This is a genomic window from Microbacterium sp. NPDC077184, assembly GCF_040687055.1.
Lineage (GTDB): Bacteria > Actinomycetota > Actinomycetes > Actinomycetales > Microbacteriaceae > Microbacterium.
The window spans coordinates 213,048-238,333 of record NZ_JBFBMM010000006.1 but is presented as its reverse complement, the minus strand read 5'-3'; the positions used below and the strand labels follow the sequence as shown (position 1 = coordinate 238,333).

The window sequence follows — 25,286 nt, the reverse complement described above, 5'->3', positions numbered from 1 at the left end:
TAGAGCGCCGCGCCCGCCCGGGCCGATCACCGACCGGTCGCGTAGTCCGCGGGGATCGCGAGACTCTGACCCGCCTGCAGACCGGCGCCGTCGAGGGCGTTGAGACGTACGATGGCATCGACGACGTCGCGCGGATCCGCGCCCGGCGCGACGCGCTCGGCGATGGACCAGAGCGAATCCCCCGGCGCGACGACGACCGCTGAGAACGTGCCCTCCGGCGCGCCGGCCTCGCGTCCCGCCAGGGCACTGCCGCCGCTGATCACCGCGATCGCCATCGCAGCGGACACCGGGAGCGCCACCGCGAACGCCAGCGCACGGCGCCCCCGCGTGGTCAATCGGAGCCGCGTCCGCGGGGCGATCGGACGGGGGGACCAGGTGGTGTCGATGGTGGTCATGCTCTTCTCCTCTGAGATCGGTCGGAGCCGCTCTCTGTTCGGGAGTTCGCATGCGACCCCCGGCCAGAGGGGCCGCACGCGAACTTCTCTTCCGAAGCTATCTTCGACTATGATGGATGTCAAATGCCGGGCTGGGACCGACACTGTCGAAAGCGACACGCCCCTCCGATCCCGGCGAAGGTCCGAAGGTGCGGATACGGTTTCGACAGCGGAACCACACCACGGACCTCCGACATTCGAAGACCGCTCTGCGACACAGGGCGAGACAGGAGCCGAGATGAGCGACGTCACCGGATCTCAGAAGCCGCACACCCGGCGCCGCAAGAGCCTGAGCGAGAAGCAGCTGGCGATCCTCGAAGTCATCCAGCGGTCGATCGCCCGCCACGGATACCCGCCGAGCATGCGGGAGATCGGTGATGCGGTGGGGCTGAAGTCGCTGTCCAGCGTCACGCACCAGCTCAACCAGCTCGAGCTCAGCGGATACCTCCGGCGGGACGCCGGCAAGACCCGCGCCATGGAGGTGCTCATCGATCTGCCCGGCACGGCCACCGAAAGCCCCGTGGACGCCTCCCCCACGGTCGGCGACGCCGCCCTGGTGCCGCTGGTGGGCCGCATCGCCGCCGGTGTCCCCGTCACCGCCGACCAGCAGATCGACGAGATCTTCCCCCTGCCCCGACAGCTCGTCGGCAAGGGCGACCTGTTCATGCTCAAGGTCACCGGAGAGTCGATGATCGACGCCGCCATCTGCGACGGCGACTGGGTCGTCGTGCGTTCTCAGCCGAGCGCCGACAACGGCGACATCGTCGCCGCGATGCTCGACGGCGAAGCGACCGTGAAGACCTTCCGCCAGAGGGACGGTCACACGTGGCTGCTTCCGCGGAACTCGGCCTTCGAACCCATCCTCGGCGACGACGCCGTCGTCCTCGGCAAAGTCGTCGCCGTGCTGCGCAGCGTCTGACTCCCGGGCGCTCACCCGCCGGGGGTGATCCTCCGACGCCGACCGCGGCGGGTGCACCATGATGGCCCCATGACCATGGAGTCCTCCGATCAGGCCGCGCTCGAGGCGCGCATCCGCGAGCTGGAAGCGGAGAACGCCCGACTGGCCGTCCGCCGTGACGGCGAGCCCGCACCGCGAACCGGCCGCGGCGGGCTCCGCAGCCTCGCTTCCGCGCTGTGCATCATCATCGCCGCCGTCCTCGTGCCCGTGTCGATCGTGTCCGCCTGGACCCGCGTCCAGCTCGTGGACGAGGACGCGTTCGTGTCGACGCTCGCGCCGCTGTCGACCGACCCCGCCGTGCAGGCGCTCATCGTCGACGAGACGATGGAGGCGATCACCGACCAGGTCGACTTCGACGCCCTCACGGCCGAGGTGTTCTCGGCCGTCAGCGATCTCGGCCTCCCCCCGCGCGCGGCATCCGCCCTGGAGCTGCTCCAGCAGCCGGCCGCGGCAGGCCTCGAAAGCCTCGTCCAGACCACGGTCACCCGCGTGGTGGCCTCCGACGCCTTCACCGATGTCTGGGCGACGACGACGCGAGCGGCCCATCGCGCGCTGACCGCGGCGGCCACCTCCGACGGGGGTGGCCTGGTCGTCCGGACCGACGACGGGGTCGGCATCCAGCTGGGCGCCGTCGTCGAACGGGTCAAGGCGAACCTGCAGGATCGCGGGATCGGCGTCGCGAGCCTGATCCCGACCGTCGACCGGGTGATCATCCTCGGGGACGGTCAGAACCTGACGCTCCTGCGCACCGGCTACGCCGCGGCCGCCGTGGGCGGGTGGTGGCTTCCCGTCGTGACGCTCGCGCTCTTCGGCCTCGGCATCCTCCTCGCCCGCCGCCGCAGCGTCGCCGTCCTCGGAACGGGGGTGGCGTTGGCACTCGGCGCCGGTTCGCTCGCGGCCGGGTTCGCCCTCGGCGGCGCCGGGGTCGGGGCGGTCGCGCAGGACGCGGGCCTCTCGCCCTCGGCGCTGGAAGTCATCTACGCCCAGATGGTCGGGGCGATGGCCCACTCCGCCGCCGTCCTCGCGCTCCTCGGCGTCCTCGTCGCCGTCGCCGGATGGATGCTCGGGCGCTCCCGCCCCGCCCGCGCGCTGCGCTCCGCCGGCGGACGCGCCGGCGCCTCCGCGCGCGCCCGCGTCGCCGCGTGGGGGGTGGACACCGGTGGCTTCGGCCGCTGGCTCGGGACACGTCGCGTCCTCGTCCGCGTCCTCCTGGCCGCCGGTGCCGTGCTGTGGCTGTTCGCGCTGCGCCCCCTCGGCATCGGCGACGTCGTCGCCGTGATCCTGACGACCCTCGGCGTCGCGCTGATCCTCGAGGTGCTGCAGATCCGACAGGTCGAGGTCGAAACGGCACGGTAGCGGCGCTTCCGACGGTTTCGCTCTAGCGTGGAGGGGGTGACCACCCCCTCGGAAAACCCCGCTCCCGCGTCCGCCCCCGCCTGGGGCGCATGGCCGTCACCCCTGGACGCGCGAACGGTCGCCCGCTCCTCTCCCCGCCTCGAGGGCGCATACTTCGCCGGGCCGGCGCGCGAAGAGATCTGGTGGGGTGAATCGCTTCCCGACGAGGGCGGCCGCATCGCCGTCCGGGCGCGCAACGCGGACGGCGATGTCCGGACGCTCCTGCCCCCGCCCTGGAACGCCCGTTCACGCGTCCACGAGTACGGCGGAGGCGCATGGGCGGCGCACGACGACGTCCTGGTGTTCGTGGAGAAGACCGACCAGCGGGTCTACGTCCTCGCTCCCGACTCGACACCGACCGCGCTCACCGCGGAGGACCCGGACGTCCGCTTCGGAGGCCTGAGCATCCAGCGCGGGCGGATCCTCGCCGTCCGCGAGACCCTGGGCACGCCCGTCCGCCGCGACATCGTGGAGATCCCCTGGGACGGCGATGCCGGAACCCCGCCGACCGTCCTGGCCGCCGGCAGCGATTTCGTCGCCCACCCGACCCTCTCCCCCGACAGCAAGCGGATCGCCTGGATCGCGTGGAATCACCCCGACATGCCCTGGGACCGGGCGGAGGTGCGGGTCGCGGAGATCGGCACACTCCGGAACGAGCCGCGCGCGATCACCGCCGGCGGGTCATCACCGGTGCAACCGGTGTGGCTCGACGACGACACACTCCTCTACTCCGACGATCCCGACGGGCGGTGGAACCTCTGGCGCCACGATCTCCGCACCGGAAACCGCACCTCCGTCGCCCCGGTCGACGCCGACACCGGGGGTCCGCTCTGGGTCCTCGGCACCCGCTGGTTCCGCCCACTCGACGACGGCCGGATCGTCGCGGTGCGCACCCGCGGGAGCGACGAGGTCGTTCTCCTCGCGCCCGGCGGGGGCACACGGCGTCTTCCCCTGGATGTCACGGCGACCGCGGCGATCGAGGATGCTGCGGGAACGCGGGTGCTCGTCAGCGGCACGACGGGCCACGGCATGCCGGCGCTCCGGCTCGTGGACGTCGACGTCCCCGAAGACGTGGTCCGGATCGCCGGCGACGTTCCACCCTGGCCTGTGGCGTTCACCCCCACCGCCCGCGAGGTCACGGTCGACGGCCCGCACGGCCCCGTCCATGCCTTCGACTTCCCTCCGACGAATCCCGACGTCCCGGCGTCGGCACGAAACGGCGCGGACGGGAGTACGGCGCCGCCGTACGTCGTGTTCGTCCACGGTGGTCCGACCGCGCACGTGGGCGGCGCGGCATCCGGCAAGATCGCCTATCTCACCAGCCGCGGCGTCGGTGTGCTCGATGTCAACTACGGCGGCTCCACGGGCTACGGCCGCCCCTACCGCGAGCGGCTGCGCGGCGCGTGGGGCATCGTCGACGTCGACGACATCGTCGCGGTGGTCAGAGCTCTCGCCGACGAGGGTCGCCTCGACCCGAAGCGCGTGGCCATCGCCGGCGGGTCGGCCGGCGGCTGGACCGTACTCCGCGCTGTCACCGGCACGGATGTCTTCGCCGCGGGGATCAGCCGGTACGGCGTCGCCGACCTGCGCCTGCTCGCCGCGGAGACCGAGGACTTCGAGTCCCGGTATCTCGACGGACTCGTCGGACCGCTCCCCGAGGCCGAGGCACGCTACATCGAGCTGTCCCCGCTCACGCGACCGCAGGATTTCCGCACGCCGCTCCTGCTCGAGCAGGGATCGGAGGATGCCGTCGTCCCACCCTCGCAGTCCGAAGCCGTCCGCGACGCCCTCGCCGCGGCGCGCGTGCCCCACGCCTATCTGCTCTTCGACGGCGAGGGGCACGGATTCCGCCGGGCGGAGACCATCGAGCGCGCCCTCGAGGCGGAGCTCGCCTTCCTCGGACGGATCCTCGGGTTCGCTCCTCCGGGAATCCCGCCGCTGACGCTGGACTAGTTCCGGAGGAACGGCGCCAGACGCGCCGCCAGGTGCTCGCCGACCCGCGCGTGCACCGCGGTGCCCTGCTCCTCGTGCTCTTCGGCGAGGATCATGCCGTGCTCGTGGATCGCCGAGACCAGCTCTCCGCGGTCGTAGGGCACGAGCGCGTGCACCTCGACAGCCGGAAGCGGAAGCGCCGCCTCGATCGTCGCCCGAAGCTCTGCGACCCCCTCGCCGGTGCGGGAGGAGGCGAAGACGGCGTCCGGCTGCAGACCGCGCAGCAGGAGACGCGCGTCGTCGTCCAGGAGGTCGGCTTTGTTGAACACCACGATCTCGGGAAGGTCCCGCGCGCCGACATCGCCGATCACGTCGCGGACGGTCGCCAGCTGCGCCGCCGGGTCCGGATGGGCGCCGTCGACCACGTGGACGATGACGTCGGCCTGTCCCACCTCTTCGAGCGTGGAGCGGAAGGCTTCGACGAGCTGGTGGGGCAGGTTCCGGACGAACCCGACCGTGTCCGTGAGCGTGTACACCCGTCCGTCCTCGGCCTCGGCACGGCGCACGGTGGCGTCGAGGGTCGCGAACAGCGCGTTCTCCACCAGCACTCCGGCGCTCGTGAGCCGGTTCAGAAGGCTGGACTTGCCCGCGTTGGTGTACCCGGCGATCGCGACCGACGGAATCGTATTGCGCCTGCGCTCAGCGCGTTTGGCGTCCCGCGCCGGCGCGAAGTCGCGGATCTGGCGACGCAGCTGCGCCATACGGGTGCGGATGCGACGGCGGTCGAGCTCGATCTTCGTCTCACCCGGACCGCGGGAGCCCATGCCGGCACCACCGGCGCCGACCTGCCCACCCGCCTGGCGTGACATCGAGTCACCCCACCCGCGCAGACGCGGGAGGAGGTATTCCAGCTGGGCGAGCTCGACCTGCGCTTTGCCCTCGCGGCTCTTGGCGTGCTGGCTGAAGATGTCGAGGATCACCGTGGTGCGGTCGATGACCTTCACCTTCACGACGTCCTCGAGGGCGCGCCGCTGGCTCGGGGCGAGTTCGGTGTCGGCGATCACGGTGTCGGCGCCGACGGCGGCGACGATGTCGCGGAGCTCCTCGGCCTTGCCTCGACCCACGTACGTGGCGGGATCAGGATTCGGTCGCCGCTGCAGAACCCCGTCCAGGACGACGGCACCCGCGGTCTCGGCGAGCGCAGCAAGCTCGCGGAGGGAGTTCTCGGCGTCCTCGGTCGCTCCCTGCGGGTGGACACCCACGAGGACGACGTTCTCCAGACGCAGCTGGCGGTACTCGACCTCGGTGACGTCGTCCAGCTCGGTCGAAAGACCTGGGACGCGCCGAAGGGCGGCGCGCTCCTCGCGATCCCACTGATCGCCGTCGCTGTCCGCTCCGTACGCGGTGGACGCGTCCTGGAGCGCCTGGGCGTTCCCGAACACGCGCGCACCGGATCGGGAGTCGGCGTGCGACAGCACGCGATCCACCGGATCCACCGGCTGCTCGTCGGCGGTGGGCGGTGTGGTGTGGTGCGTCATCAGTTCCTTCCGGGATGCCGGGGCCCGGGCATCCGTGAATTCTAGCCTCCCGCGCAGGCCGCGTCCTCCGCTACGCTCGTGAGCCATGGGAAGCGACCATTACTTCAGTGCTTCCCCCGCCAGTCCGGAGAACCTGCGGCGAATCCGCGTGGTCCTCCAGGGACGGGAGGTCGAGGTCATGACCGCCGGCGGCGTGTTCAGCCCCGATCACGTCGACTCGGGCACCGCGGTGCTCTTGGCGAACACGCCCCCTCCCCCCGCGGGGGGACACCTGCTCGACATCGGCTCCGGGTGGGGACCGATATCGCTGTCCCTCGCGATGGCGTCGCCGCACGCGACGATCTGGGCCGTCGACGTGAACGAGCGTGCCCTGGATCTGGTTCGTCGTAACGCGGAGAGCCTCGGACTCCCCCACGTCAACGCCGTGCGGCCCGAGGATGTTCCCGACGACATCGTGTTCCGATCGATCCGCTCCAATCCGCCGATCCGCGTCGGGAAGAACGAGCTGCACGGTCTGCTGGAGAAGTGGATCCCGCGCTTGGACGAGCGGTCCGACGCGTGGCTGGTGGTGCAGCGGAACCTCGGGTCCGACTCCCTGCAGCGCTGGTTGGCCGCGACCTTCGAACGCGGCTACAGCGTGCACCGCGCCGCGACGAGCCGGGGTTTCCGCGTGCTGCGCGTGCGCCGTCACGGATCACCGCCGACGGAGCCCATCGCGCTCCCTTGAGCCGGACCGGAGAGATGAGTCAGGCCAGCGAGATCTCCCCCGAGAAGACCAGGGAGGCCGGCCCCGACAGGAGCACGTGAAGCGTGCCGTCCACGTCGACGGTCCGGACACCCAGGGAACCGCCCGGAACCTCGACGTTCCACCGGTCCGGGGCCGCCGGGCCCGCCCAGTGCCGCACGGCGAGCGCCGAGGCGGCCACGCCGGTTCCGCAGCTGAGCGTCTCTCCCACTCCCCGCTCGAACACCCGCATCCGGATCATCCCGACCCCATCGCGGACCAGCGGATCACCGGGGACGACGAACTCGACATTGGCTCCGTGGCGGGGCGTCGGGTGCAGCTGCGGCACCGCCGTGAGGTCGAGCTCCTCGAGCTCCCTCTCGTCCGGGAGGGCCACCACCACGTGGGGGTTGCCCACGTCGATCCCGAGACCCGGTCGGGGTGCCCCGCCCCCGCGGACGCGCACGAGGACGTCTCCGGATTCCACACGCCACGGACCGAGGTCGACCTCGAACCCGCGCTCGTGACGCGTGACGGCCTTGATCCCGGCGCGCGTGCCGATCCGCACCGGACCGGCATCCGGGTCCGCCCATCCGACGTCCGCCAGATAGCGGGCGAAGACGCGGATGCCGTTGCCGCACATCTCCGCCGCGGAGCCGTCGGCGTTCCGGTAGTCCATGAACCACTCGACACCTGCCGCGGCCGCTTCTTCGCCCTCGGCGAGACCGCGCGCACGGACGACGCGGAGGATGCCGTCGCCGCCGATGCCGAACCGTCGGTCGCACAGCACGGCCACCTGATCGTCGGAGAGATGGAGCGCGCCGTCCGGATCGGGGACGATCACGAAGTCGTTCCCCGTGCCGTGGCCTTTGGTGAACGGGACGGTCTGCGGCATGCGCACCAGTCTAGGCGGGCGACCCGTGAGCCCCGGGGTCGTCGAGGACGACGGATGCGTCGGCCCCCTGCTCCTGCCAGCGCACCCCCTCGTAGCGCCGGAACCAGGACACCTGGCGCCGGGCGTAACGACGGGTCAGCGCCTGCGTTCGCTCGATCGCCTCATCGCGCGTGAGCAGTCCGTCCATCTCCTCGGCGGCCTGCGCGTAGCCGATCGCCCGTCGCGCGGTCGTCCCTCGATCCCATCCGCGTGCGCGGAGTGCCTGAACCTCGTCGAGGAGGCCGTCCCGCCACATCTGCCGGACCCGCGCGTCGAGACGCGCGACGAGCTCGCCCCTCGGACTCGACAGTCCGATGAGGCGCGTGTCCTCGTGCCACAGGGTGGGAGCGTCGGGCAGGCTCGCCCCGTGGGTCGCCTGACCCTGGTCCAGGATCTCCAGCGCACGGACGATCCGTCGTCCGTTCTTCGGGTCGATCCGCGCGGCCGTGTCCGGATCGCGATCTCGCAATCGCGCATGCAGCGAGCCCGGACCGGATCGATCGAGCTCCGCCTCCCATCGTGCGCGCGCAGCGTCATCGCGAGGCGGGAAGCGGAAGTCGTGGATGACGCTCGAGACGTAGAGACCCGACCCTCCGACAAGGATCGCGTCGTGGCCTCGCGCGGAGATCTCCGAGATCACGTGCCTCGCGCGCGGCTGGTACCACGCCACGGCGGCATCCTCGGTCACCTCCAGCTCGTCGAAGAGGTGGTGCGGGATGCCGCGCCGCGCCTCGGCGGGGATCTTCGCCGTGCCGATGTCCATCCCGCGATACACCTGCATCGCGTCGGCGTTGACGATCTCGGCCCCGCGGCCCGAACGTGCGAGCGCTTCGGCGAGGTCCAGGGAGAATGCGGACTTCCCCGTCCCGGTGGCTCCGACGACCACCCAGAGACGCGTTCCGGACACCCCGGTGGCGATCACCCCTCGACGCGGAGCAGGGGAAGACCGAGCGACACCGCGCGCGGAGCACCGGCGGGCGCGGGCACGCCGCAGGACTCCGCCTGCGTGCGGTCCCATGCGTCACCGGACCTCGTCCGCCGGATCCGCAGGGACCCACCGGCCGGCGCGTCCGCGAGGAGGTGGAAAGGCGCGGCGTGGGTGATGACCACGCGCACGGCGTCGCCGGGGCGCGGCAGCTCGGAGCCCTCCGGCACCTCGAAGTGCACCAGCCGATTGTCCTCCGCACGGCCGGTGAGGCGCCGGGTCGCGGCGTCCTTCTTCCCCTCACCGGCGGACACGAGAACTTCGACCTCACGCCCGAGCTGCGCCTGGTTCTCCTCCAGCGAGATCCGCTCCTGCAGGGCGATGAGGCGCTCGTAGCGCTCCTGCACAACCTCCTTCGGGACCTGGTCCGGCATGGTCGCCGCCGGCGTTCCCTCGCGGATCGAGTACTGGAAGGTGAAGGCGCTGGCGAATCGCGCCTGCTCCACCACGCGCAGCGTGTCCTGGAAGTCCTCCTCCGTTTCGCCGGGGAAGCCGACGATGATGTCCGTGGAGATCGCCGCGTGCGGCATCCGCGCGCGCACCCGCTCGAGGATGCCGAGGAACCGCTCACTGCGGTACGAGCGCCGCATGGCCTTGAGGATCCGGTCGCTGCCCGACTGCAGCGGCATGTGCAGCTGCGGCATCACCGACGGGGTCTCCGCCATCGCATCGATCACGTCGTCGGTGAACGCCGCCGGGTGCGGGCTGGTGAACCGGATGCGCTCGAGCCCGGGGATCTCCCCCGCGGCCCGCAGCAGCTTCCCGAAGGCGTGCCGGTCGCCGAACTCGACTCCGTAGGAGTTGACGTTCTGCCCGAGCAGCGTGACCTCCACCGCACCGTCCTCCACGAGGAGACGGATCTCATTCAGGATGTCGCCCGGACGCCGGTCCTTCTCCTTGCCGCGCAGGCTCGGCACGATGCAGAACGTGCAGGTGTTGTTGCATCCCACCGAGATCGACACCCAGCCGCTGTGCACGGAATCGCGCTTGGTCGGAAGCGTCGAGGGGAACACGTCCAGAGCCTCGAGGATCTCCAGCTCCGCCGCCTCGTTGTGCCGCGCACGCTCGAGCAGGCCGGGAAGTGAGCCCATGTTGTGGGTGCCGAAGACGACGTCCACCCAGGGAGCCTTGTCGAGGACGGCATCCTTGTCCATCTGCGCCATGCAGCCGCCGACGGCGATCTGCATCCCCTCGTGCTTGTCTTTGCGCGACTTGAGATGCCCGAGCGTTCCGTAGAGCTTGCCGGCGGCGTTGTCGCGGACCGCGCAGGTGTTGATCACGATCACGTCGGCCTCGCTGCCGGCGTCCGCGCGGACGTAGCCCGCGCTCTCGAGCGAACCCGACAGACGCTCGGAGTCATGGACGTTCATCTGACAGCCGAACGTGCGTACTTCGTAGGTGCGGATGCGGCCGTCTGCGGCGCGGGCCGCGGGCGACGGCGCGATGACGGTCGGCGCGGAGGAAGGGGAAGACATGATGGCCGATATTCTACGATCCGCAGCTGAGGGCGTCGCGAGGCACCGCGGCCCGCGTGCGGGCTCAGCGCACGACGGCGCGGATGCGTGCCGCCGCCAGTGCCGTGAATCCGACCGCCACGACCACGAGGACGGCGACCGCGACGCCGACGGTCAGCTGCGTGTCGCCGACGAAGAGATCCACCCCGTAGAACTCCCGCAGGCTCTCCCCGGCGGTGCTGTTGCCGTCGGCGAGCACGGCGAGGGAGTCCTCGGTGAAGGGGCGCCGCAGCAGCATCGCCGCCTGCGAGAACGGCAGGACGTTGATGACGTCCACGACCGAGGACGGCAGGGACCCCACGGGGATGTACGCGCCCGCGATGAAGCCGATCGCCGTTCCGACCACGGTCGACAACGCGGAGAACGCGCTGGTGCTGCGGACGAAGGACGCCGCGAAGGCGGACAGCGCGGTGAACGCCGTGCAGCACAGCACCATCACCGCGACCAGGGCGCCGATCTGTTCGAGACCCAGCCAGGTGCCGTCGACCAGTCCCAGATACAGCAGGCTCACGACGAGCACGATCGACGACATGATCAGCGCCACCGCGATCGCCGCGAGGAGATAGCCCAGCACGATGTCGCTGCGACGGATCGGTGCCACGAGGAAGTCCCCGAAGCGTCCGGTCTGCCCGTCCTCGACGAGGGCCGACAGCGCGCCGAGCCCGGTGGTGATGGTCGTGAGGAGGATGATGCCGGCGAACATCCAGGTGTTGATGAAGGCCGTCACCTCCTCAGGGGTCGCCTGGGGGAACTGCTGTTCCAGGCCGTCCGTCTGCAGTCGAGCCAGGAAGAGGGTGTACAGGACGAACAGGATCAGCCCGCTGAGGAGTGAGAAGAAGACATTCATCCGATCCCGGAAGAAGACCCGGAGGTTCCGCCCGACGAGGGCCCCGACGATGCTCACGAACGGTCCTCCTCGTCGATGGTGCCCGAGCGTCCGGTCAGGGCGAGGAAGACGTCGTCCATCCGCCCGTGTCGGAACTCGAAGTCGGTGACGTCCCCCTCGTGCGCGCGAAGGATCTCCATCGCCTCCGCGGCCCCGGGTACCGCGAGAACGGTGACATCGCCGTCCTGCTCGACCTCGAGACCGCGGGCGCCCGCCAGAGCGGCGAGTCGGCGCGGCGCCGTCGAGGTGATGCGCAGCACACTCCGGCTGTGCAGCGCGCGCAGCTGGGTCGGGGTGCCCTCGGCGACGATCCGACCGTGATCGATGACGCACACGCGGTCCGCCTCCTCGGTCTCCTCCATGTAGTGGGTCGTGAGGAACACGGTGAGCCCTCGCTGACGACGAAGGGTCTGGATGGTGGCCCACACCGAGGTGCGGCTCGCGGGATCGAGGCCTGCCGTCGGCTCGTCCAGGAAGAGGATCTCCGGCTCGTGCAGGAGCGCGCGCGCGATGTCGGCACGGCGCTTCTGCCCACCGGACAGCCGGCCGTATCGGCGATCGAGGAACTCCTCGAGTTCGAGCAGCGCGGACAGCTCGGCGATGCGCTGCCGGGCGCGCGGACGGGACAGATGCGCGAGCCGCGCGCGAAGCGCGAGGTTCTCCCGCACGGTGAGCTCGGCGTCCAGGATCGACGCCTGGAACACCACACCGATCGCCTGCCGCGCGCGTCGGGACTCCGACCGCACGTCATGTCCCGCCACGACGACGGAGCCGCGGTCGAACGGCTTCAGCGTGGTCAGACACGCGATGGTCGTCGACTTTCCCGCTCCGTTGCTGCCGAGGAAGGCGAAGACCTCGCCCGCCCCGACGCTGAAGGAGATGTCGTCGACGGCGCGGACAGCGCGGTAGCTCTTGCTCAGCCCTTCGACGCGAATCGCCATGTACCCCTCCCGCGGGTCGGATCGAGTCTGGCACACCCCGCGGAGACCGGGCGCCTCCGCGTCAGCTCTCCAGGAAGCGCACCTTCCGCGGCGACGTGAGCTCGTCCAGTGCGGCGCGTGCCGCGGTACCGACGACGGCCCCGCTGAACCCGCGGCGTGCGAGCTGTCCCATGAGGCGGCGAAGCGCGGCGTCTCGTTCGACGTTCTGCAGCGACCGCGCTTTCGTGCGTGCGAACTCCTGCGCGCGCTCGAGCTCGTCGTCCTCGTCGAGAACCGTCATCGCCTCGTCGACCACGTCGCGCGGAAGACCACGGGCGGTCATCGCCTGGCTGATTGCGCGACGGCCCTGCTTCTTTCGATCCAGACCGACGTGCAGGATCTGCTCTGCCAGACGCATGTCGTCGAGATAGCCGCGCGCGACGCACACGTCCATGATCCGGTCGATCGCGTCCTCCGCGATCTCCTGTTCCGACAGGAACCCGCGTGCCTCGCGGCAGGAGAGCTGTCGCGTACGGAGCCGCTTGATCAACGCCCGCTCGGCGGTTTCCACCGCTTCGTCCTCCGCCCGTTCGAGGGGATCCACGACCCAGGCAGGGTGCCACGACGGGGTCTCCTGCGCGACGGCGACATCGTCCGCGGTCCGTTCGCGGTGTCCGAAGAGCGGGATCAGCGGTGCCAGGTCGGCGGATTCCGCCGCCGACCCGGCACCGCTGTGAGGTTGTTCCGTCATCGGACCCTCGCGACCGTCACGTGGGCGTGCGTCACGCGGGACGACGCGCGGCGAGTTCGTCGGAGACCGGCCCGTCCGTCCGCGCACCGCCGATTCCGAGCTTGTCCTTGATCTTCGCCTCGATGTCGGCGGCCGTCTCCGGGTTCTTGAGAAGGAAGTTGCGGGCGTTCTCCTTGCCCTGCCCCAACTGCTCCCCGTCGTACGTGTACCAGGCACCGGACTTCTTGACGATCGCATGCTCGACACCGAAGTCGATCAGGCTTCCCTCGCGCGAGATCCCGACGCCGTACAGGATGTCGAATTCCGCCTGCTTGAAGGGCGGCGCCATCTTGTTCTTCACGACCTTCACGCGCGTGCGGTTTCCCACCGCATCCGTGCCGTCCTTCAGCGTCTCGATGCGACGGATGTCGAGGCGGACAGAGGCGTAGAACTTCAGCGCCTTGCCACCGGCGGTGGTCTCGGGAGAGCCGAAGAAGACACCGATCTTCTCACGCAGCTGGTTGATGAAGATCATCGTGGTGTTGGTCTGGTTCAGACCACCGGTCAGCTTTCGCAACGCCTGCGACATCAGACGCGCCTGCAGACCGACGTGCGAGTCGCCCATCTCGCCTTCGATCTCGGCCTTGGGCACGAGCGCCGCGACGGAGTCGATGACGACGAGATCGATCGCTCCTGATCGGACGAGCATGTCGGCGATCTCGAGGGCCTGCTCACCGGTGTCCGGCTGGGAGACGAGAAGCGCGTCGATGTCGACGCCCAGCTTCTGGGCATAGTCGGGGTCGAGGGCGTGCTCGGCGTCGATGAAGGCGGCGATCCCGCCGGCGCGCTGGACGTTGGCGATCGCGTGGAGGGTCAGCGTCGTCTTACCGGAGGATTCCGGGCCGTAGATCTCGATGATGCGGCCGCGCGGGAGCCCGCCGATGCCGAGGGCGACATCCAGCGCGATCGATCCGGTCGGCACCACTTCGACCGGAGCACGCTCGTCGCTGCCCAGTCGCATGACCGAGCCCTTTCCGAACTGCCGGTCGATCTGGGCGAGGGCCGATTCAAGGGCCTTCTCGCGGTCAACGGGTGAGGGCATGACGTGCTCCTTCTGCTGGTGATCCGTCGCCTGTAGGCTGTCGCGCCCCCTCCCGACGGGAGGGATGCTGCGACAAGGCGGGGGTGTCCTTCGACGCTGTCCACGCTAGGGAGGGGTTCCGACATCCATCGCCGGCTCCGCTCGTTCGGTGGACAGACGGTCCCACGACACCCGCTGTGGAGGAGCATACGCCGACATCGAACACTTCTTCGATGACACGCCGGGAAACGGCGTTCGAACTCAGCGCTTCGGTTCGCGTCGCCCCACGCCGTGACGCCGTGCGTCGGGGACGTCCGCCTCGGCGCACAGCGCGAGCCACACAGCGCGCGGCGGTTCCCCGACCTTCAAGGCCTCCCGCGCGGTCATCTGCCACGGCGGCAGGATGAGGTCGTCGACGAGGACGCGCCCCTGCGGACCGAATTCGTCGTCGACCGCACGATCGAACTCGCTGCGACGCACGGAGGATCGTTCGGTTCAGCGGAGCGAGAGTTCGGCGTCGACCGAGGCGACGAGGTCGTCGGGAACGACGTCGGGGAAGGTCTGGAGACCCTCCAGCACCGAGATGCGGTCGCCCACCTGACGCATGATCGCCGAGATCGGCACATCGAGGGCTTCGGCGACCGCGGCGAGGATCTCGCTGGATGCTTCCTTCTGACCGCGCTCGACCTCGCTGAGGTATCCGAGCGCGACGCTCGCACGGCTGGCGACCTGACGAAGGGTGCGGCCCTTCTGCTGACGGAGATCGCGAAGGACTTCGCCGATCTCTTGACGTACCAGGATCATTTCGGGCCCCCTCCTCACTGCTGACTCCGCCGCCGTCCGGGTGGACAACGGTACATCACGAACGATGCCAATCTAATCCCCCGGGACTGGGGAATGGGTGGGAATCGCGGAATGTAACGCGTGCGCAACACGGCTATTCCCACGGATCCCGAGTCGCCGCCTCCGCGGCGAGGACGACGGCGGAGCGGACGGTCTCCGCGCGGATCTCCTCCCGCGTCCCGCCGAGGGCCAGGCGTCGGCGGACGATGCCGGCCGGGGTCGCCACGCTGACGTGGACCGTGCCGACGGGCTGCCCATCCTGAGGATCGGGACCGGCCACTCCCGTGGTCGCGATCCCGACCTCTGCGGCGAAGAGACGCCGCACCCCCTCGGCCATCTGGTCGGCGACAGCCGGGTCCACGGCGCCGACACGAGCCGTCAGCGCCGGGTCGACGCCGAGGACGGACACCTTGCAGTCCGTCGCATAGGCGACGACGCCACCCCGCACGGTGGCGGAGGCGCCCGGGACGGCGGTCAGCTCCGCGCAGACGAGTCCGCCCGTGAGGGACTCCGCGCACGCCACCGACCATCCGCGTCTTCTCAGCGCGGCGAGGAGCTCGGCGGCATCCGTCACGGTCAGCGGGTACGGCGACGTGCCCCGCGCACCTCGGTCACGATGTAGTCGATGCCGCTGGCGATCGTGAGGACGACCGCCGCCGCCATCGTGATGCCGTTGAGCCAGAAGATCCACTCGCCCACGATCGTCCACAGCGGGAGGAGCGCCAGGGAGAGCGCGACGGCCTGCGCCATCGTCTTCAGCTTGCCCATCCACGCCGCGGCGAGGACGTGGTCGCTGACGACGATGAACCGGTAGACCGTGATGCCGATCTCGCGGACCAGGACGACGATGGTGATCCACCAGGGGAGCTCTCCGAGGATCGACAGCCCCACGAACGCCGCGCCCGTCAACACCTTGTCGGCGATCGGATCGAGCAGCTTACCGAGATCCGTGACGATCTCGTACCGACGCGCGAGGTAGCCGTCGAGGCCGTCGGTCGCGATGGCGACGATGAACAGGATCGCAGCCCACCACCGCAGCGGCCCCGCGTCGCCGCCGTCCGCCAGCAGCATCCAGACGAACACCGGCGCACAGAGGATCCGCACGACGGTGATCACGTTCGGGAGCTGACGGGGTATGGTCACGCGCCGAGCCTATCGTCCGCGCCGCGCGCGGATCAGTCCCTGCCCGTGAGGCTCCATGCGTCCTCCGACCCCTCGTCCCCTTCGACCACCGGGATGCCGTCGTACTGCGCGTCGACCGCGTCCGGCCCGTAGGGGTCCGCGTCCGCGTCCGCGGGCACGTCGTCACCGCGAAGTCGGGCCAGCACCGACGGAAGCTGCTCGCCGGTGACGAGCACATCGCGGGCCTTGGAGCCCTCGGACGGACCGACGATCTCGCGGGATTCGAGCAGATCCATGAGGCGCCCGGCCTTGGCGAACCCGACCCGCAGCTTCCGCTGCAGCATCGAAGTCGAACCGAACTGCGTGGAGACGACGAGCTCGGCCGCCGCGAGGAGGAGCTCGAGATCGTCGCCGATGTCGGCGTCGATCTCCTTCTTCTCCGCTGCCGCCTGGACGTCGGCGCGGTACTCGGGGCGGGCCTGGGCCGTGACGTGGGCGACGACCGCCTCGATCTCCTTCTCGCTGACCCAGGCACCCTGGACGCGCAGCGCCTTGGACGTCCCCATCGGCAGGAAGAGGCCGTCGCCCTGCCCGATCAGACGGTCGGCGCCCGGCTGGTCGAGGATGACGCGGGAGTCGGTGACGCTGGTCACGGCGAAGGCGAGGCGCGAGGGAACGTTGGCCTTGATGAGTCCCGTCACCACGTCGACCGAGGGTCGCTGGGTGGCCAGGACCAGGTGGATGCCGCTCGCCCGGGCGAGCTGGGTGATGCGGACGATCGAGTCTTCGACGTCGCGCGGCGCGACCATCATCAGGTCGGCGAGCTCGTCGACGACGACGAGGAGGTACGGGTAGGGCTTCAGGACCCGCTCGCTCCCCGGCGGGAGGTTGACCTCGCCCGCCACGACCGCCTTGTTGAAGTCGTCGATGTGGCGGAACCCGAACGACGCGAGGTCGTCGTACCGCATGTCCATCTCCTTCACGACCCACTGGAGCGCCTCGGCGGCCTTCTTGGGGTTCGTGATGATCGGCGTGATGAGGTGCGGGACACCGGCGTAGGAGGTCAGTTCCACGCGCTTCGGGTCGATGAGGACCATGCGCACGTCGGCGGGCTTGGCGCGCATCAGCAGGCTCGTGATCATCGAGTTCACGAAGCTCGACTTGCCGGACCCGGTCGAGCCCGCCACGAGCAGGTGGGGCATCTTGGCGAGGTTGGCCACGATGTACCCGCCGCCGACGTCCTTGCCCACCCCGATCGTCATCGGGTGCATGGACTGCGTGGCAGCCTGCGACCGGAGCACGTCGCCGAGGGTCACGATCTCGCGGTCGGAGTTCGGGATCTCCACGCCGATGGCGCTCTTGCCCGGAATCGGGGCGAGGATGCGGACCTCGTTCGAGGCCACGGCGTAGGCGATGTTGTTCGTCAGCGCCGTGATGCGCTCGACCTTCACCCCGTGGCCGACTTCGATCTCGTACTGGGTGACGGTCGGACCGCGCGAGAAGCCCGTGACCCGCGCGTCGACCTGGAACTGCTCGAAGACGTTGGTGATGGCCCGCACGACGGCGTCGTTGGCCTCGGAGCGCGCCTTATGGGGCGTGCCCGCGGCCAGCGCGACGACCGAGGGGAGCCGGTAGGACGCGCCGCCGACGGGTTCGTCCTGCGTCGCGATGCCGTCGAGCCCGGGAAGCTCGCCGTCCTCCGCGGCTTCCGAGGCGGCGTCGTCGCGGAGCCCGGTCGCCGAGCGCTGCGCCGCGCGGGATGCACCGGCCATCACCGCCGGATCGATGACCTCGGTGACGGCGTCGGCGGAGGCGGCGGGAAGAGGCGGCACCGGCGGGGTGATGGCCTGCTCGAATCCGCCCTCACTGCCTCCGGGGTGCAGCAGAGCCGTCAGGTCGTGGGTGCCGAGGCCCTCGTCCGGATCCTTCTCGCGGCCGGTGCGGTTACGACGCCACCACGGCACAGAGGGATCGGCGTCCTCGTCGGTCTCGTCGTCGGCCGCGGACCGCGCGGAACGCCGGCGCTCCGCATCCTCTTCGGGGTCCGCGCCGAACATCCAGGCGTACAGCTCCCCCAGCCGTCGACCGATGCGGTTCGGCGGGGTCTTGGTGATGATCAGGAGGCTGAGCGTCGCGAGGATGCCGAGCACGATGTAGGCGCCCACGTCCGTGAGCACGATCGCCAGCGGTTCGGCGATCATCCAGCCGAAGAGACCGCCCGCCTCGCTGAGGGCGGGCAACCCCGCGCTCGGCTGGGGACGACCGCCGGCGACATGGCAGAATCCCGCGACGGCGAGGACGAACAGACCGAATCCGATCCCGATGCGCCCGTTGTCGTGCACCGAGGACGGATGCCGGAACATCCACCCGGCGAGGAGGAAGAGGAGGACCGGGAGGATGAACGCCTCGCGCCCGACGAGGGCGCCGACCGAGTAGGCGCTGATGAGGCGCGCAGCCTCGGTGCCGATGAGGAACCACTCGACCACGGCGCCGAGCACGGCGAGGAGGACCAGCAGCAGCGGGAACCCGTCACGGCGCTGGTCCTTCTCGAGCGTCTCGGGCCCGAAGGCGCGGAAGAGCCCGCCCACCGCGTGCGCGACACCGAGCCAGGCGCGAACGGCGAGTGGGGGACGATCGACGTCGTCGACGTAGCGCTTCGGCGCCGGCTCGGGCTTCGAAGCGCGCGAGGACGAGGAGCGGGAGGAGGCGCGTCCTCTCGTGGGCGCGGCGGAGCTCTTGGGCATCCCCCCACGGTAAGCCGCCGCGTCGACAACGGCGGGCAACCACGCGGCGCTTCGCGCGGGTCAGCGCAGGCGCTTGACCATCGTGTCCCGGCCGAGACCGCTCTGAGTGACCGCGAAGCCTTCGCTGCGGTAGAGGGTGACGGCGAAGTTGTCCCGCTCGACGCTGAGGCTCAACCGGGCGTATCCCTGCGCGCGGGCGGTCTCGCAGAGGCGCTGCAGCAGCGCTCGCCCGACGCCGTGGGCGCGCCAGATGGGCCGGACCCCGATGATGAGCTCCGGCACCCCGGTGCCGACCCACCCGAATCCCGGCTCGCTGCGCGGAAGCATCCGATACCAGGCGGCTCCGATCGCTTGGCCGCGGAGATCCTCCGCGACGAAGCCGGTGTCGCCCGGCCGCATCCAGCCGGTGAGGTAGCGGCTGTGCTCCGCAGACGAGATGACCTCATGCCGCGGCCGCGCTCCGCCGCCGCGCCAGTTCGCGGCCTCCACGACCATGTCGCCGAGGAATCCGCCGTCCGCCTGCACGGCGGGGCGGATGCGGAAGCTCTCGGCCATGGCGTGATCCCCCGGAGCTCAGGCCTCGATCACGAGGGGCACGATCATGGGCCGCCGGCGCAGGCTCTGGTTGACCCAGCGGCCGATGGTGCGACGGACGACCTGGGAGAGCGCGTGGCTGTCGCGCACTCCCGACTGCGCCGCCTCGGCGAGCGCCGCGGCGATCTTCGGCTTGACGCTGTCGAAGACCTTGTCGTCCTCGGCGAAGCCGCGCGCGTGGATCTCGGGCCCCGACACGACCTTGCCGGTGGCGGCGTCCACCACCACGATGACGGAGATGAATCCCTCCTCGCCGAGGATCCGGCGATCCTTGAGGTCGGCGTCCGTGATCTCTCCCACGGTGGACCCGTCGACGTAGACGAATCCGATGTCGAGCTGACCGACCACCTGCGCGTGACCGTCCTTGAGGTCCACGACCGTGCCGTTCTCGGCGAGGATCGTCCGCTCGGCCGGGATGCCGGTGTCCTGGGCGAGCCGCGCGTTGGCCATCAGATGCCGGTACTCGCCGTGGACGGGAAGGACGTTGCGGGGCTTGAGGATGTTGTAGCAGTAGAGCAGCTCCCCCGCCGCGGCGTGGCCGGAGACGTGCACCTTGGCGTTGCCCTTGTGCACGACGTTCGCCCCGAGCTTGGTGAGGCCGTCGATGACGCGGTAGATCGCGTTCTCGTTGCCGGGGATCTGGCTGGAGGCGAGGATGACGGTGTCACCCGGACCGGGTTCGATCTCATGATCCAGGTTCGCCATCCGCGACAGCACCGCCATCGGCTCGCCCTGCGAGCCGGTGGACATGTACACGATCCTGTCGTCGGGGAGGTCGCGCGCCTTCTTGTAATCGATGAGCACACCCTCGGGGACGCTGAGGTAGCCGAGGTCGGCCGCGATCCCCATGTTCCGGACCATGCTGCGCCCGAGGAGCGCCACGCGGCGGCCGTGGGCGTGAGCGGCGTCGAGGACCTGCTGGACGCGGTGGACGTGGCTGGAGAAGCTCGCCACGATGACGCGGCGCGGAGCGCGGGCGATCACCTGCTCGAGGACGGGACCGATCTCGCGCTCGAGCGGGGTGAAGCCCGGCACGTCGGCGTTGGTCGAGTCGACGAGGAAGAGGTCGACCCCCTCCTCGCCGAGGCGTGAGAAGGCGCGGAGATCCGTCAGGCGGCCGTCCAGCGGCAGCTGATCCATCTTGAAGTCGCCGGTGGCCAGGACCACGCCCGCGGGGGTGCGGACGGCGACGGCGAGCGCATCGGGGATCGAGTGGTTCACCGCGATGAACTCGAGCTCGAAGGGCCCGAGCTGCTCGATCTGCCCCTCCCGCACCGTGAGGCTGTAGGGCCGGACGCGGTGCTCTTTCAGCTTGGCCTCGGTGAGGGCGAGCGTGAGACCGGAGCCGACGATGGGGATGTCGTTCTTGATCTTCAACAGGTACGGGACGGCACCGATGTGGTCCTCGTGGCCGTGGGTCAGGACGACCCCGACGACGTCGTCCAACCGGTGCCGGATGGGCTCGAAGTCGGGGAGGATCAGGTCGACCCCGGGCTGGTGCTCCTCCGGGAACAGCACGCCGCAGTCGATGATGAGCAGCTTCCCGGCGTACTCGAAGACGGTCATGTTCCGGCCGACTTCGCCGAGGCCGCCGAGCGGGAACACCCGCAGGGTACCCTCGGCGAGCGCGGGCGGGTCGTAGACGGTGGTGGGCATGCGTTCGCCTCCTCGGGATGCCGCAGCATCCCCTCATTCACTCCGCGTCCGCCGGCGCGGAGGCTTTCATCTGGTGGTGCCCGACACCCTGGGGAGGGCGCCGCCGGCGGCGGCGTTGCGGTCGGGACGGAAGTTGGAGAAGTCGACCCCGGGGACGTCGCGGACGAGGGCGAGCTCGTCCTCGATGACGGCGGCCTCCCATTCCTCGGGTCCGACCAGGGGCAGGCGCACGCGGGGACTCCCGATGCGGCCGAGACCGTGGAGGATGTACTTCGCCGACACGGTGCCGGGCACGTGGGTCATGACCGCGCGCACCAGGGGCTCGAGTCCGCGATGCGCGGCGGTGGCCGCCTGCAGGTCGCCCCGGTTCACCGCGTCGACGATCTCGCGGTACGGCTGCGGAGCGATGTTCGCCGTCACGCCGATGAGGCCGGCCGCCCCGATCGACAGGTGCGGCAGCACGTTGGCGTCATCGCCGGAGAAGTACATCAGGTCGGTCTGGTTCAGCACGCGGCTGACCTCGCTGAAATCGCCCTTGGCATCCTTGATGGCGAGGATGTTGGGGTGCTTGGCCAGACGCAGGATCGTCTCGTAGCGGATGGGGACGCCGGTGCGACCGGGGATGTCGTAGAGGATGACCGGGAGGTCGGTGGCGTCGGCCACGAGACGGAAGTGGGTCAGGATCCCCGCCTGCGTCGGCTTGTTGTAGTAGGGCGTGACGATCATGATGCCGTCGGCTCCGGCGCGCTCGCTGGCCTTGTAGAGCTCGATGGCGTGGGCGGTCTCGTTCGAACCGCCGCCGGTGATGATCGCGGCCCGTCCCGCCGCGACGTCCTTGCCCACCTCGACGAGGCGCAGCTTCTCGGCATCCGTCAGTGTCGAGGTCTCACCCGTGGTGCCGGTGACGACGATGCCGTCGGCGCCGGCGCTGATGACGTCGTCGATGTGCTTCTCGACCGCGGGCCAGTCGACCTCGCCGTCGGCGGTCATCGGGGTGACCAGCGCGACGAGCACCTGTCCGAAGGGGTTGCCCGAATGCGTCATGCTCTCAGGGTATCGGGGTTCACCCGGCCCGCACGTCCCTCTCAGCGACCCTGCTCCCCGACGCGGGCCGCGATCGTCGGCGGGACGACCCGCGTCAGCGCGACCAGAAGCCGGTATCGCAGGGACGGGATGCTGACCGCCCGCCCGCGCGCGGCGTCGCGCAACGACGCGTCGACGACGAACGGGGCGTTCAGCCACAGTCCCGCGGGAACGCCCTCGGCCCCCGTCTCCAGCCCCATGCGGCGATGGAAGTTTGTGTGCGTGAACCCCGGGCACACCGCCGTGACGGTGACCCCGCGCGGGGTGTATCTCGCGTTCGCCCAGCGACTGAAGCTGACGAGCCACCCCTTGGCGGCGCCGTAGGTGGACCGCGGGATGAAGGCGGCGACCGAGGCGATGTTGAGGATGCGCCCCCGCCCGCGCGCGCACATGCCCTCGAGAGCGGCGTGCATCAGACGCATCGGAACCTCCACGTGCAGGGCCAGGTGGGCGGCCTCCGCCTCGATGTCGTTCCGCTCGAAGTCCAGGGGAAGACCGAACCCCGCGTTGTTGACGAGCACCTCGACGGGCGCCTCCGTCCCACGCAGGCGGTCCTCGACCGCCGCGCGCGCTCCCGCGTCGAGGAGGTCCGCGACGATGACCTCGACATGGACCCCGGACCGGGATCGGATGTCGGCCGCGAGCGCGTCGAGGGCGGCACCGTCGCGCGCGACGAGCACGACGTCGGCGCCGCGCGCCGCCAGCCGCCGGGCGTATTCGGCGCCCAGGCCCGAGCTCGCGCCGGTGATCAGTGCGGTCGGCATGTCAGCCCTCCCGTCGCAGGGTCAGGAAGCGGTAGCGGATTCCGCCCGACGAGGTGTGCCAGCCGGTGTCGGGGTCGGTGGCGACCGGCACCCACCCCGTCCGCTCGGGTGCCCGGGTGTCTCCGGTCACGGCGAGGTCGAGCTCGGTGACCTCGAGCAGATCGGCCCGCGCGATCGTGTCCCGGTACAACCGCCCCCCGCCGATGATCCAGACGAGATCAGACCCCGGCGCGGACGCCGCCGCGGTGAGCGCCGCATCGATCGACGAGACGACGGTGGCACCTTCGGCCGAGAACGCCCGGTCGCGGGTCAGGACGATGTTCGTCCGCGAGGGAAGGGGACGGAAGCGCTCCGGGAAGGACTCCCACGTGCGACGGCCCATGACGACGGGATGTCCGGTGGTCAGCCGGCGGAACCGGGCGAGATCCTCCGGGACGTGCCACGGCATCCCTCCTGCGTCGCCGATGACCCGGTCGTGCGCCTCCGCCCAGATCAGTCCCAGGCGCGGCCGCGGGGCGGACGGGTCGCTCACACGGCCACCGCACCGCGGATCGCCGGGTGGTGCCGGTAGCCCTCCACGACGAAGTCCTCGTAGCGGTAGTCGAGGATCGACGCGGGACGTCGGTCCAGGCGCAGCGTCGGCAGCGGATACGCCTCGCGGCTCAACTGCTCGCGCACCTGCGCGCGATGGTTGTCGTAGATGTGGCAGTCCCCGCCCGTCCAGACGAAGTCGCCGACCTCGAGGTCGGCCTGCTGGGCGATCATCGTGGTGAGCAGCGCATAGGAGGCGATGTTGAAGGGGACCCCGAGGAACATGTCCGCGCTGCGCTGGTACAGCTGACACGACAGCTTCCCGTCTGCGACGGCGAACTGGAACAGGGCGTGACAGGGCGCCAGCGCCATGTCGGGGATGTCGGCGGGGTTCCACGCCGACACCACCAGCCGGCGCGAGTCCGGATCGGCGCGGATCTTCTCGACGACGTCGGTGATCTGGTCGATCGATCCCCCGTCGCGGGTGGGCCACGAGCGCCACTGCACACCGTAGACGGGGCCCAGCTCGCCGTCGGCGTCCGCCCATTCGTCCCAGATCGTCACTCCGGCATCCTGCAGCCAACGGACGTTCGATTCCCCGCGGAGGAACCAGAGGAGCTCGTACGCGATCGAGCGGAAGTGCACGCGCTTGGTCGTGATGAGCGGGAAGCCCCGGGACAGGTCGAAACGGATCTGACGACCGAACACGCTGGTGGTGCCCGTCCCCGTCCGGTCGTCCTTGTGCGTGCCGTTGTCGAGGACGTCACGGAGGAGATCTTCATAGGGCGTCGGAATCGGCGTGGTCACATCGGTCACGATACCCCGGCGTCATCTCCCGCCACAGACGCCGGGACCCTCTCGAGCCGGGATACGATCTCCTGTCGTGGACACCCTCAGTGCGCTCATCGGTCTCGTCGTCCTGGTCGGGGCGACGGCGGGCATCGGCGTCTACGTCCAGCGGCGTCCGAAGCGCATCCAGCGGGACGTGTCGCACGAGGTCGTCGACCCTCGGCGCCTCGGCGCGGAGTCGCTCGGCGAATCCGCGACCCTGCTGCAGTTCTCCACCGAGATGTGCACGCGCTGCCCGGGTGTGCACCGGATGCTGGCCCAGACCGCCGCGGCCCACCCCGGCGTCCTCCACCTCGATGTCGACCTGACGCATCGGCCCGACATCGCGCGCCACTTCCACGTCCTGCAGACGCCGACGACATTGGTCCTGGACCGTGACGGCGTGATCCGCACCCGTCTCGGCGGCGTCCCCGGCCGCGACGTGCTCGATCTCGAGCTGACGCGTCTGACCGGAGCGACGACCCATGCCTGAGCGCTCGCCGGGGCACGGGATCGACCCGCGGGGTCCGCGCGTCGCCGCGGGGATCACCTCGCTCCTCCTCCTCGTGGACGTCTTCCTCGCGCTGACGGGACTCGCCTCGTCGACCGCGCTGGCCGTAGCGGGTGTGTCCGAGCGGGCGCAGGATCCGGCGTTCCTGCTCCTCGGCGGCATCGCCCTCCTCTTCCTGTGGGGCGTGGTCTCGCCGCGCACCGCTCCCTGGGGCGTCCTCTTCCGCTCGGTGATCGCGCCGCGCCTGTCGCCGCCGACGGAGCGGGAGGATCCGCGGCCTCCCCGGTTCGCCCAGGGCGTCGGTCTCGTCGTGAGTCTCATCGGTCTCCTCCTGCAGCTCGCCGGGGTTCCATGGGGCCTCACCGTCGCCGCTGCGGCCGCGTTCGTCGCCGCTTTCCTGAACGCCGTCTTCGGGCTGTGCCTGGGATGTCAGACGTATCTGGTCCTCCAGCGCACCGGCATTGTGGGACGATCGCGGCCCCGCCTTCCCTGATTCCCCGTCGGCGCGCAAGCCCGCCCACCGGGACGACCGCGACGTTAGGCTGACCGCACGACGCCCGATCCGCGGGCGCACAGAAC

The 25,286-nt window shown here is 70.4% G+C and carries 26 protein-coding genes; 6 read left to right on the top strand and 20 right to left on the bottom strand.

Annotated features, from left to right (window positions below):
• Positions 1–26 precede the first annotated feature (26 nt).
• Positions 27–395: a LysM peptidoglycan-binding domain-containing protein gene (locus AB0O93_RS12545; protein ID WP_363343801.1), complete on the bottom strand. Its 369-nt coding sequence runs from the start codon at positions 393–395 to the stop codon at positions 27–29.
• A 277-nt stretch (positions 396–672) separates the two neighbouring features.
• On the opposite strand from AB0O93_RS12545, the gene lexA reads away from it, so the two are divergent.
• From lexA to AB0O93_RS12530, 3 genes are all read left to right on the top strand, one after another.
• Positions 673–1,353: a transcriptional repressor LexA gene (gene lexA, locus AB0O93_RS12540; RefSeq protein ID WP_363343799.1), complete on the top strand. Its 681-nt coding sequence runs from the start codon at positions 673–675 to the stop codon at positions 1,351–1,353.
• Between the two features lie 69 nt (positions 1,354–1,422).
• Positions 1,423–2,748: a hypothetical protein gene (locus AB0O93_RS12535; RefSeq protein WP_363343797.1), complete on the top strand. Its 1,326-nt coding sequence runs from the start codon at positions 1,423–1,425 to the stop codon at positions 2,746–2,748.
• Between the two features lie 36 nt (positions 2,749–2,784).
• Positions 2,785–4,740: a prolyl oligopeptidase family serine peptidase gene (locus AB0O93_RS12530; RefSeq protein ID WP_363343795.1), complete on the top strand. Its 1,956-nt coding sequence runs from the start codon at positions 2,785–2,787 to the stop codon at positions 4,738–4,740.
• Here AB0O93_RS12530 and hflX read toward each other — a convergent pair.
• Positions 4,737–6,257 (bottom strand): GTPase HflX, encoded by a 1,521-nt coding sequence (hflX, locus tag AB0O93_RS12525; protein WP_363343793.1) that lies wholly within the window; start codon positions 6,255–6,257, stop codon positions 4,737–4,739. The genes AB0O93_RS12530 and hflX overlap by 4 nt on opposite strands.
• Positions 6,258–6,342: 85 nt before the next feature.
• On the opposite strand from hflX, the gene AB0O93_RS12520 reads away from it, so the two are divergent.
• Positions 6,343–6,984, top strand: a complete 642-nt coding sequence (locus tag AB0O93_RS12520) for a methyltransferase (protein WP_301132738.1) — start codon at positions 6,343–6,345, stop codon at positions 6,982–6,984.
• A 19-nt stretch (positions 6,985–7,003) separates the two neighbouring features.
• On the opposite strand, the gene dapF is transcribed toward AB0O93_RS12520, so the two are convergent.
• The 18 genes from dapF to AB0O93_RS12430 all read right to left on the bottom strand — a co-directional run bounded on the left by dapF (position 7,004) and on the right by AB0O93_RS12430 (position 24,175).
• Positions 7,004–7,876: a diaminopimelate epimerase gene (dapF, locus tag AB0O93_RS12515; RefSeq protein WP_363343791.1), complete on the bottom strand. Its 873-nt coding sequence runs from the start codon at positions 7,874–7,876 to the stop codon at positions 7,004–7,006.
• A gap of 10 nt (positions 7,877–7,886) precedes the next feature.
• Positions 7,887–8,822, bottom strand: coding sequence for a tRNA (adenosine(37)-N6)-dimethylallyltransferase MiaA (gene miaA, locus AB0O93_RS12510; RefSeq protein WP_363343870.1), 936 nt, complete (start codon positions 8,820–8,822; stop codon positions 7,887–7,889).
• A gap of 11 nt (positions 8,823–8,833) precedes the next feature.
• Positions 8,834–10,375: a tRNA (N6-isopentenyl adenosine(37)-C2)-methylthiotransferase MiaB gene (gene miaB / locus AB0O93_RS12505; protein ID WP_363343789.1), complete on the bottom strand. Its 1,542-nt coding sequence runs from the start codon at positions 10,373–10,375 to the stop codon at positions 8,834–8,836.
• A 64-nt stretch (positions 10,376–10,439) separates the two neighbouring features.
• Positions 10,440–11,318, bottom strand: coding sequence for an ABC transporter permease (locus AB0O93_RS12500; protein WP_363343787.1), 879 nt, complete (start codon positions 11,316–11,318; stop codon positions 10,440–10,442).
• The gene (locus AB0O93_RS12495) at positions 11,315–12,241 is read right to left on the bottom strand and encodes an ABC transporter ATP-binding protein (RefSeq protein WP_363343785.1); all 927 of its coding nucleotides are present in this window, start codon (positions 12,239–12,241) and stop codon (positions 11,315–11,317) included. The genes AB0O93_RS12500 and AB0O93_RS12495 overlap by 4 nt, the downstream gene beginning before the upstream one ends.
• Before the next feature lie 61 nt (positions 12,242–12,302).
• Positions 12,303–12,971: a regulatory protein RecX gene (locus AB0O93_RS12490; RefSeq protein ID WP_363343783.1), complete on the bottom strand. Its 669-nt coding sequence runs from the start codon at positions 12,969–12,971 to the stop codon at positions 12,303–12,305.
• 31 nt (positions 12,972–13,002) lie between these two features.
• The gene (recA, locus tag AB0O93_RS12485) at positions 13,003–14,052 is read right to left on the bottom strand and encodes a recombinase RecA (RefSeq protein ID WP_363343781.1); all 1,050 of its coding nucleotides are present in this window, start codon (positions 14,050–14,052) and stop codon (positions 13,003–13,005) included.
• A 240-nt stretch (positions 14,053–14,292) separates the two neighbouring features.
• Positions 14,293–14,511, bottom strand: coding sequence for a DUF3046 domain-containing protein (locus tag AB0O93_RS12480; RefSeq protein ID WP_301132726.1), 219 nt, complete (start codon positions 14,509–14,511; stop codon positions 14,293–14,295).
• 15 nt (positions 14,512–14,526) lie between these two features.
• Complete coding sequence (locus AB0O93_RS12475) at positions 14,527–14,835, bottom strand: helix-turn-helix transcriptional regulator (protein ID WP_236968395.1); 309 nt, start codon at positions 14,833–14,835, stop codon at positions 14,527–14,529.
• Between the two features lie 133 nt (positions 14,836–14,968).
• A complete protein-coding gene (locus tag AB0O93_RS12470; RefSeq protein WP_363343778.1) occupies positions 14,969–15,448 on the bottom strand; it encodes a nicotinamide-nucleotide amidohydrolase family protein in 480 nt (159 codons plus the stop codon).
• 2 nt (positions 15,449–15,450) lie between these two features.
• Entirely contained in the window at positions 15,451–16,017 is a 567-nt protein-coding gene (gene pgsA, locus AB0O93_RS12465; RefSeq protein ID WP_363343776.1) for a CDP-diacylglycerol--glycerol-3-phosphate 3-phosphatidyltransferase, read from the bottom strand.
• A gap of 32 nt (positions 16,018–16,049) precedes the next feature.
• The gene (locus tag AB0O93_RS12460) at positions 16,050–18,740 is read right to left on the bottom strand and encodes a DNA translocase FtsK 4TM domain-containing protein (protein ID WP_363343774.1); all 2,691 of its coding nucleotides are present in this window, start codon (positions 18,738–18,740) and stop codon (positions 16,050–16,052) included.
• A gap of 60 nt (positions 18,741–18,800) precedes the next feature.
• A complete protein-coding gene (locus tag AB0O93_RS12455) occupies positions 18,801–19,295 on the bottom strand; it encodes a GNAT family N-acetyltransferase (protein WP_363343772.1) in 495 nt (164 codons plus the stop codon).
• 18 nt (positions 19,296–19,313) lie between these two features.
• On the bottom strand, positions 19,314–20,990 hold the full coding sequence (locus AB0O93_RS12450) for a ribonuclease J (RefSeq protein WP_363343770.1): 1,677 nt from the start codon (positions 20,988–20,990) through the stop codon (positions 19,314–19,316).
• 66 nt (positions 20,991–21,056) lie between these two features.
• Positions 21,057–22,034 (bottom strand): 4-hydroxy-tetrahydrodipicolinate synthase, encoded by a 978-nt coding sequence (dapA, locus tag AB0O93_RS12445; protein ID WP_363343768.1) that lies wholly within the window; start codon positions 22,032–22,034, stop codon positions 21,057–21,059.
• A gap of 41 nt (positions 22,035–22,075) precedes the next feature.
• A complete protein-coding gene (locus AB0O93_RS12440; protein ID WP_363343766.1) occupies positions 22,076–22,837 on the bottom strand; it encodes an SDR family NAD(P)-dependent oxidoreductase in 762 nt (253 codons plus the stop codon).
• Between the two features lies 1 nt (position 22,838).
• Entirely contained in the window at positions 22,839–23,369 is a 531-nt protein-coding gene (locus tag AB0O93_RS12435) for a dihydrofolate reductase (protein ID WP_363343764.1), read from the bottom strand.
• A complete protein-coding gene (locus tag AB0O93_RS12430; protein ID WP_363343762.1) occupies positions 23,366–24,175 on the bottom strand; it encodes a thymidylate synthase in 810 nt (269 codons plus the stop codon). The genes AB0O93_RS12435 and AB0O93_RS12430 overlap by 4 nt, the downstream gene beginning before the upstream one ends.
• Before the next feature lie 76 nt (positions 24,176–24,251).
• Between AB0O93_RS12430 and AB0O93_RS12425 the strand changes: the two genes are divergently transcribed.
• Positions 24,252–24,689, top strand: coding sequence for a thioredoxin family protein (locus tag AB0O93_RS12425; RefSeq protein ID WP_363343760.1), 438 nt, complete (start codon positions 24,252–24,254; stop codon positions 24,687–24,689).
• Positions 24,682–25,200, top strand: coding sequence for a DUF4395 domain-containing protein (locus tag AB0O93_RS12420; RefSeq protein ID WP_363343758.1), 519 nt, complete (start codon positions 24,682–24,684; stop codon positions 25,198–25,200). The genes AB0O93_RS12425 and AB0O93_RS12420 overlap by 8 nt, the downstream gene beginning before the upstream one ends.
• Positions 25,201–25,286 lie beyond the last annotated feature (86 nt).

Coding starts and splice junctions, on each gene's coding strand:
- AB0O93_RS12460 (WP_363343774.1), bottom strand. CDS start 18,740: ATGCCCAAGAGCTCCGCCGCGCCCACGAGAGGACGCGCCTCCTCCCGC.
- recA (WP_363343781.1), bottom strand. CDS start 14,052: ATGCCCTCACCCGTTGACCGCGAGAAGGCCCTTGAATCGGCCCTCGCC.
- AB0O93_RS12450 (WP_363343770.1), bottom strand. CDS start 20,990: ATGCCCACCACCGTCTACGACCCGCCCGCGCTCGCCGAGGGTACCCTG.
- AB0O93_RS12495 (WP_363343785.1), bottom strand. CDS start 12,241: ATGGCGATTCGCGTCGAAGGGCTGAGCAAGAGCTACCGCGCTGTCCGC.
- AB0O93_RS12490 (WP_363343783.1), bottom strand. CDS start 12,971: ATGACGGAACAACCTCACAGCGGTGCCGGGTCGGCGGCGGAATCCGCC.
- AB0O93_RS12440 (WP_363343766.1), bottom strand. CDS start 22,837: ATGCCGACCGCACTGATCACCGGCGCGAGCTCGGGCCTGGGCGCCGAA.
- dapA (WP_363343768.1), bottom strand. CDS start 22,034: ATGACGCATTCGGGCAACCCCTTCGGACAGGTGCTCGTCGCGCTGGTC.
- miaB (WP_363343789.1), bottom strand. CDS start 10,375: ATGTCTTCCCCTTCCTCCGCGCCGACCGTCATCGCGCCGTCGCCCGCG.
- dapF (WP_363343791.1), bottom strand. CDS start 7,876: ATGCCGCAGACCGTCCCGTTCACCAAAGGCCACGGCACGGGGAACGAC.
- AB0O93_RS12420 (WP_363343758.1), top strand. CDS start 24,682: ATGCCTGAGCGCTCGCCGGGGCACGGGATCGACCCGCGGGGTCCGCGC.
- AB0O93_RS12475 (WP_236968395.1), bottom strand. CDS start 14,835: ATGATCCTGGTACGTCAAGAGATCGGCGAAGTCCTTCGCGATCTCCGT.
- AB0O93_RS12545 (WP_363343801.1), bottom strand. CDS start 395: ATGACCACCATCGACACCACCTGGTCCCCCCGTCCGATCGCCCCGCGG.
- lexA (WP_363343799.1), top strand. CDS start 673: ATGAGCGACGTCACCGGATCTCAGAAGCCGCACACCCGGCGCCGCAAG.
- hflX (WP_363343793.1), bottom strand. CDS start 6,257: ATGACGCACCACACCACACCGCCCACCGCCGACGAGCAGCCGGTGGAT.
- AB0O93_RS12535 (WP_363343797.1), top strand. CDS start 1,423: ATGACCATGGAGTCCTCCGATCAGGCCGCGCTCGAGGCGCGCATCCGC.
- AB0O93_RS12455 (WP_363343772.1), bottom strand. CDS start 19,295: ATGGCCGAGAGCTTCCGCATCCGCCCCGCCGTGCAGGCGGACGGCGGA.
- AB0O93_RS12520 (WP_301132738.1), top strand. CDS start 6,343: ATGGGAAGCGACCATTACTTCAGTGCTTCCCCCGCCAGTCCGGAGAAC.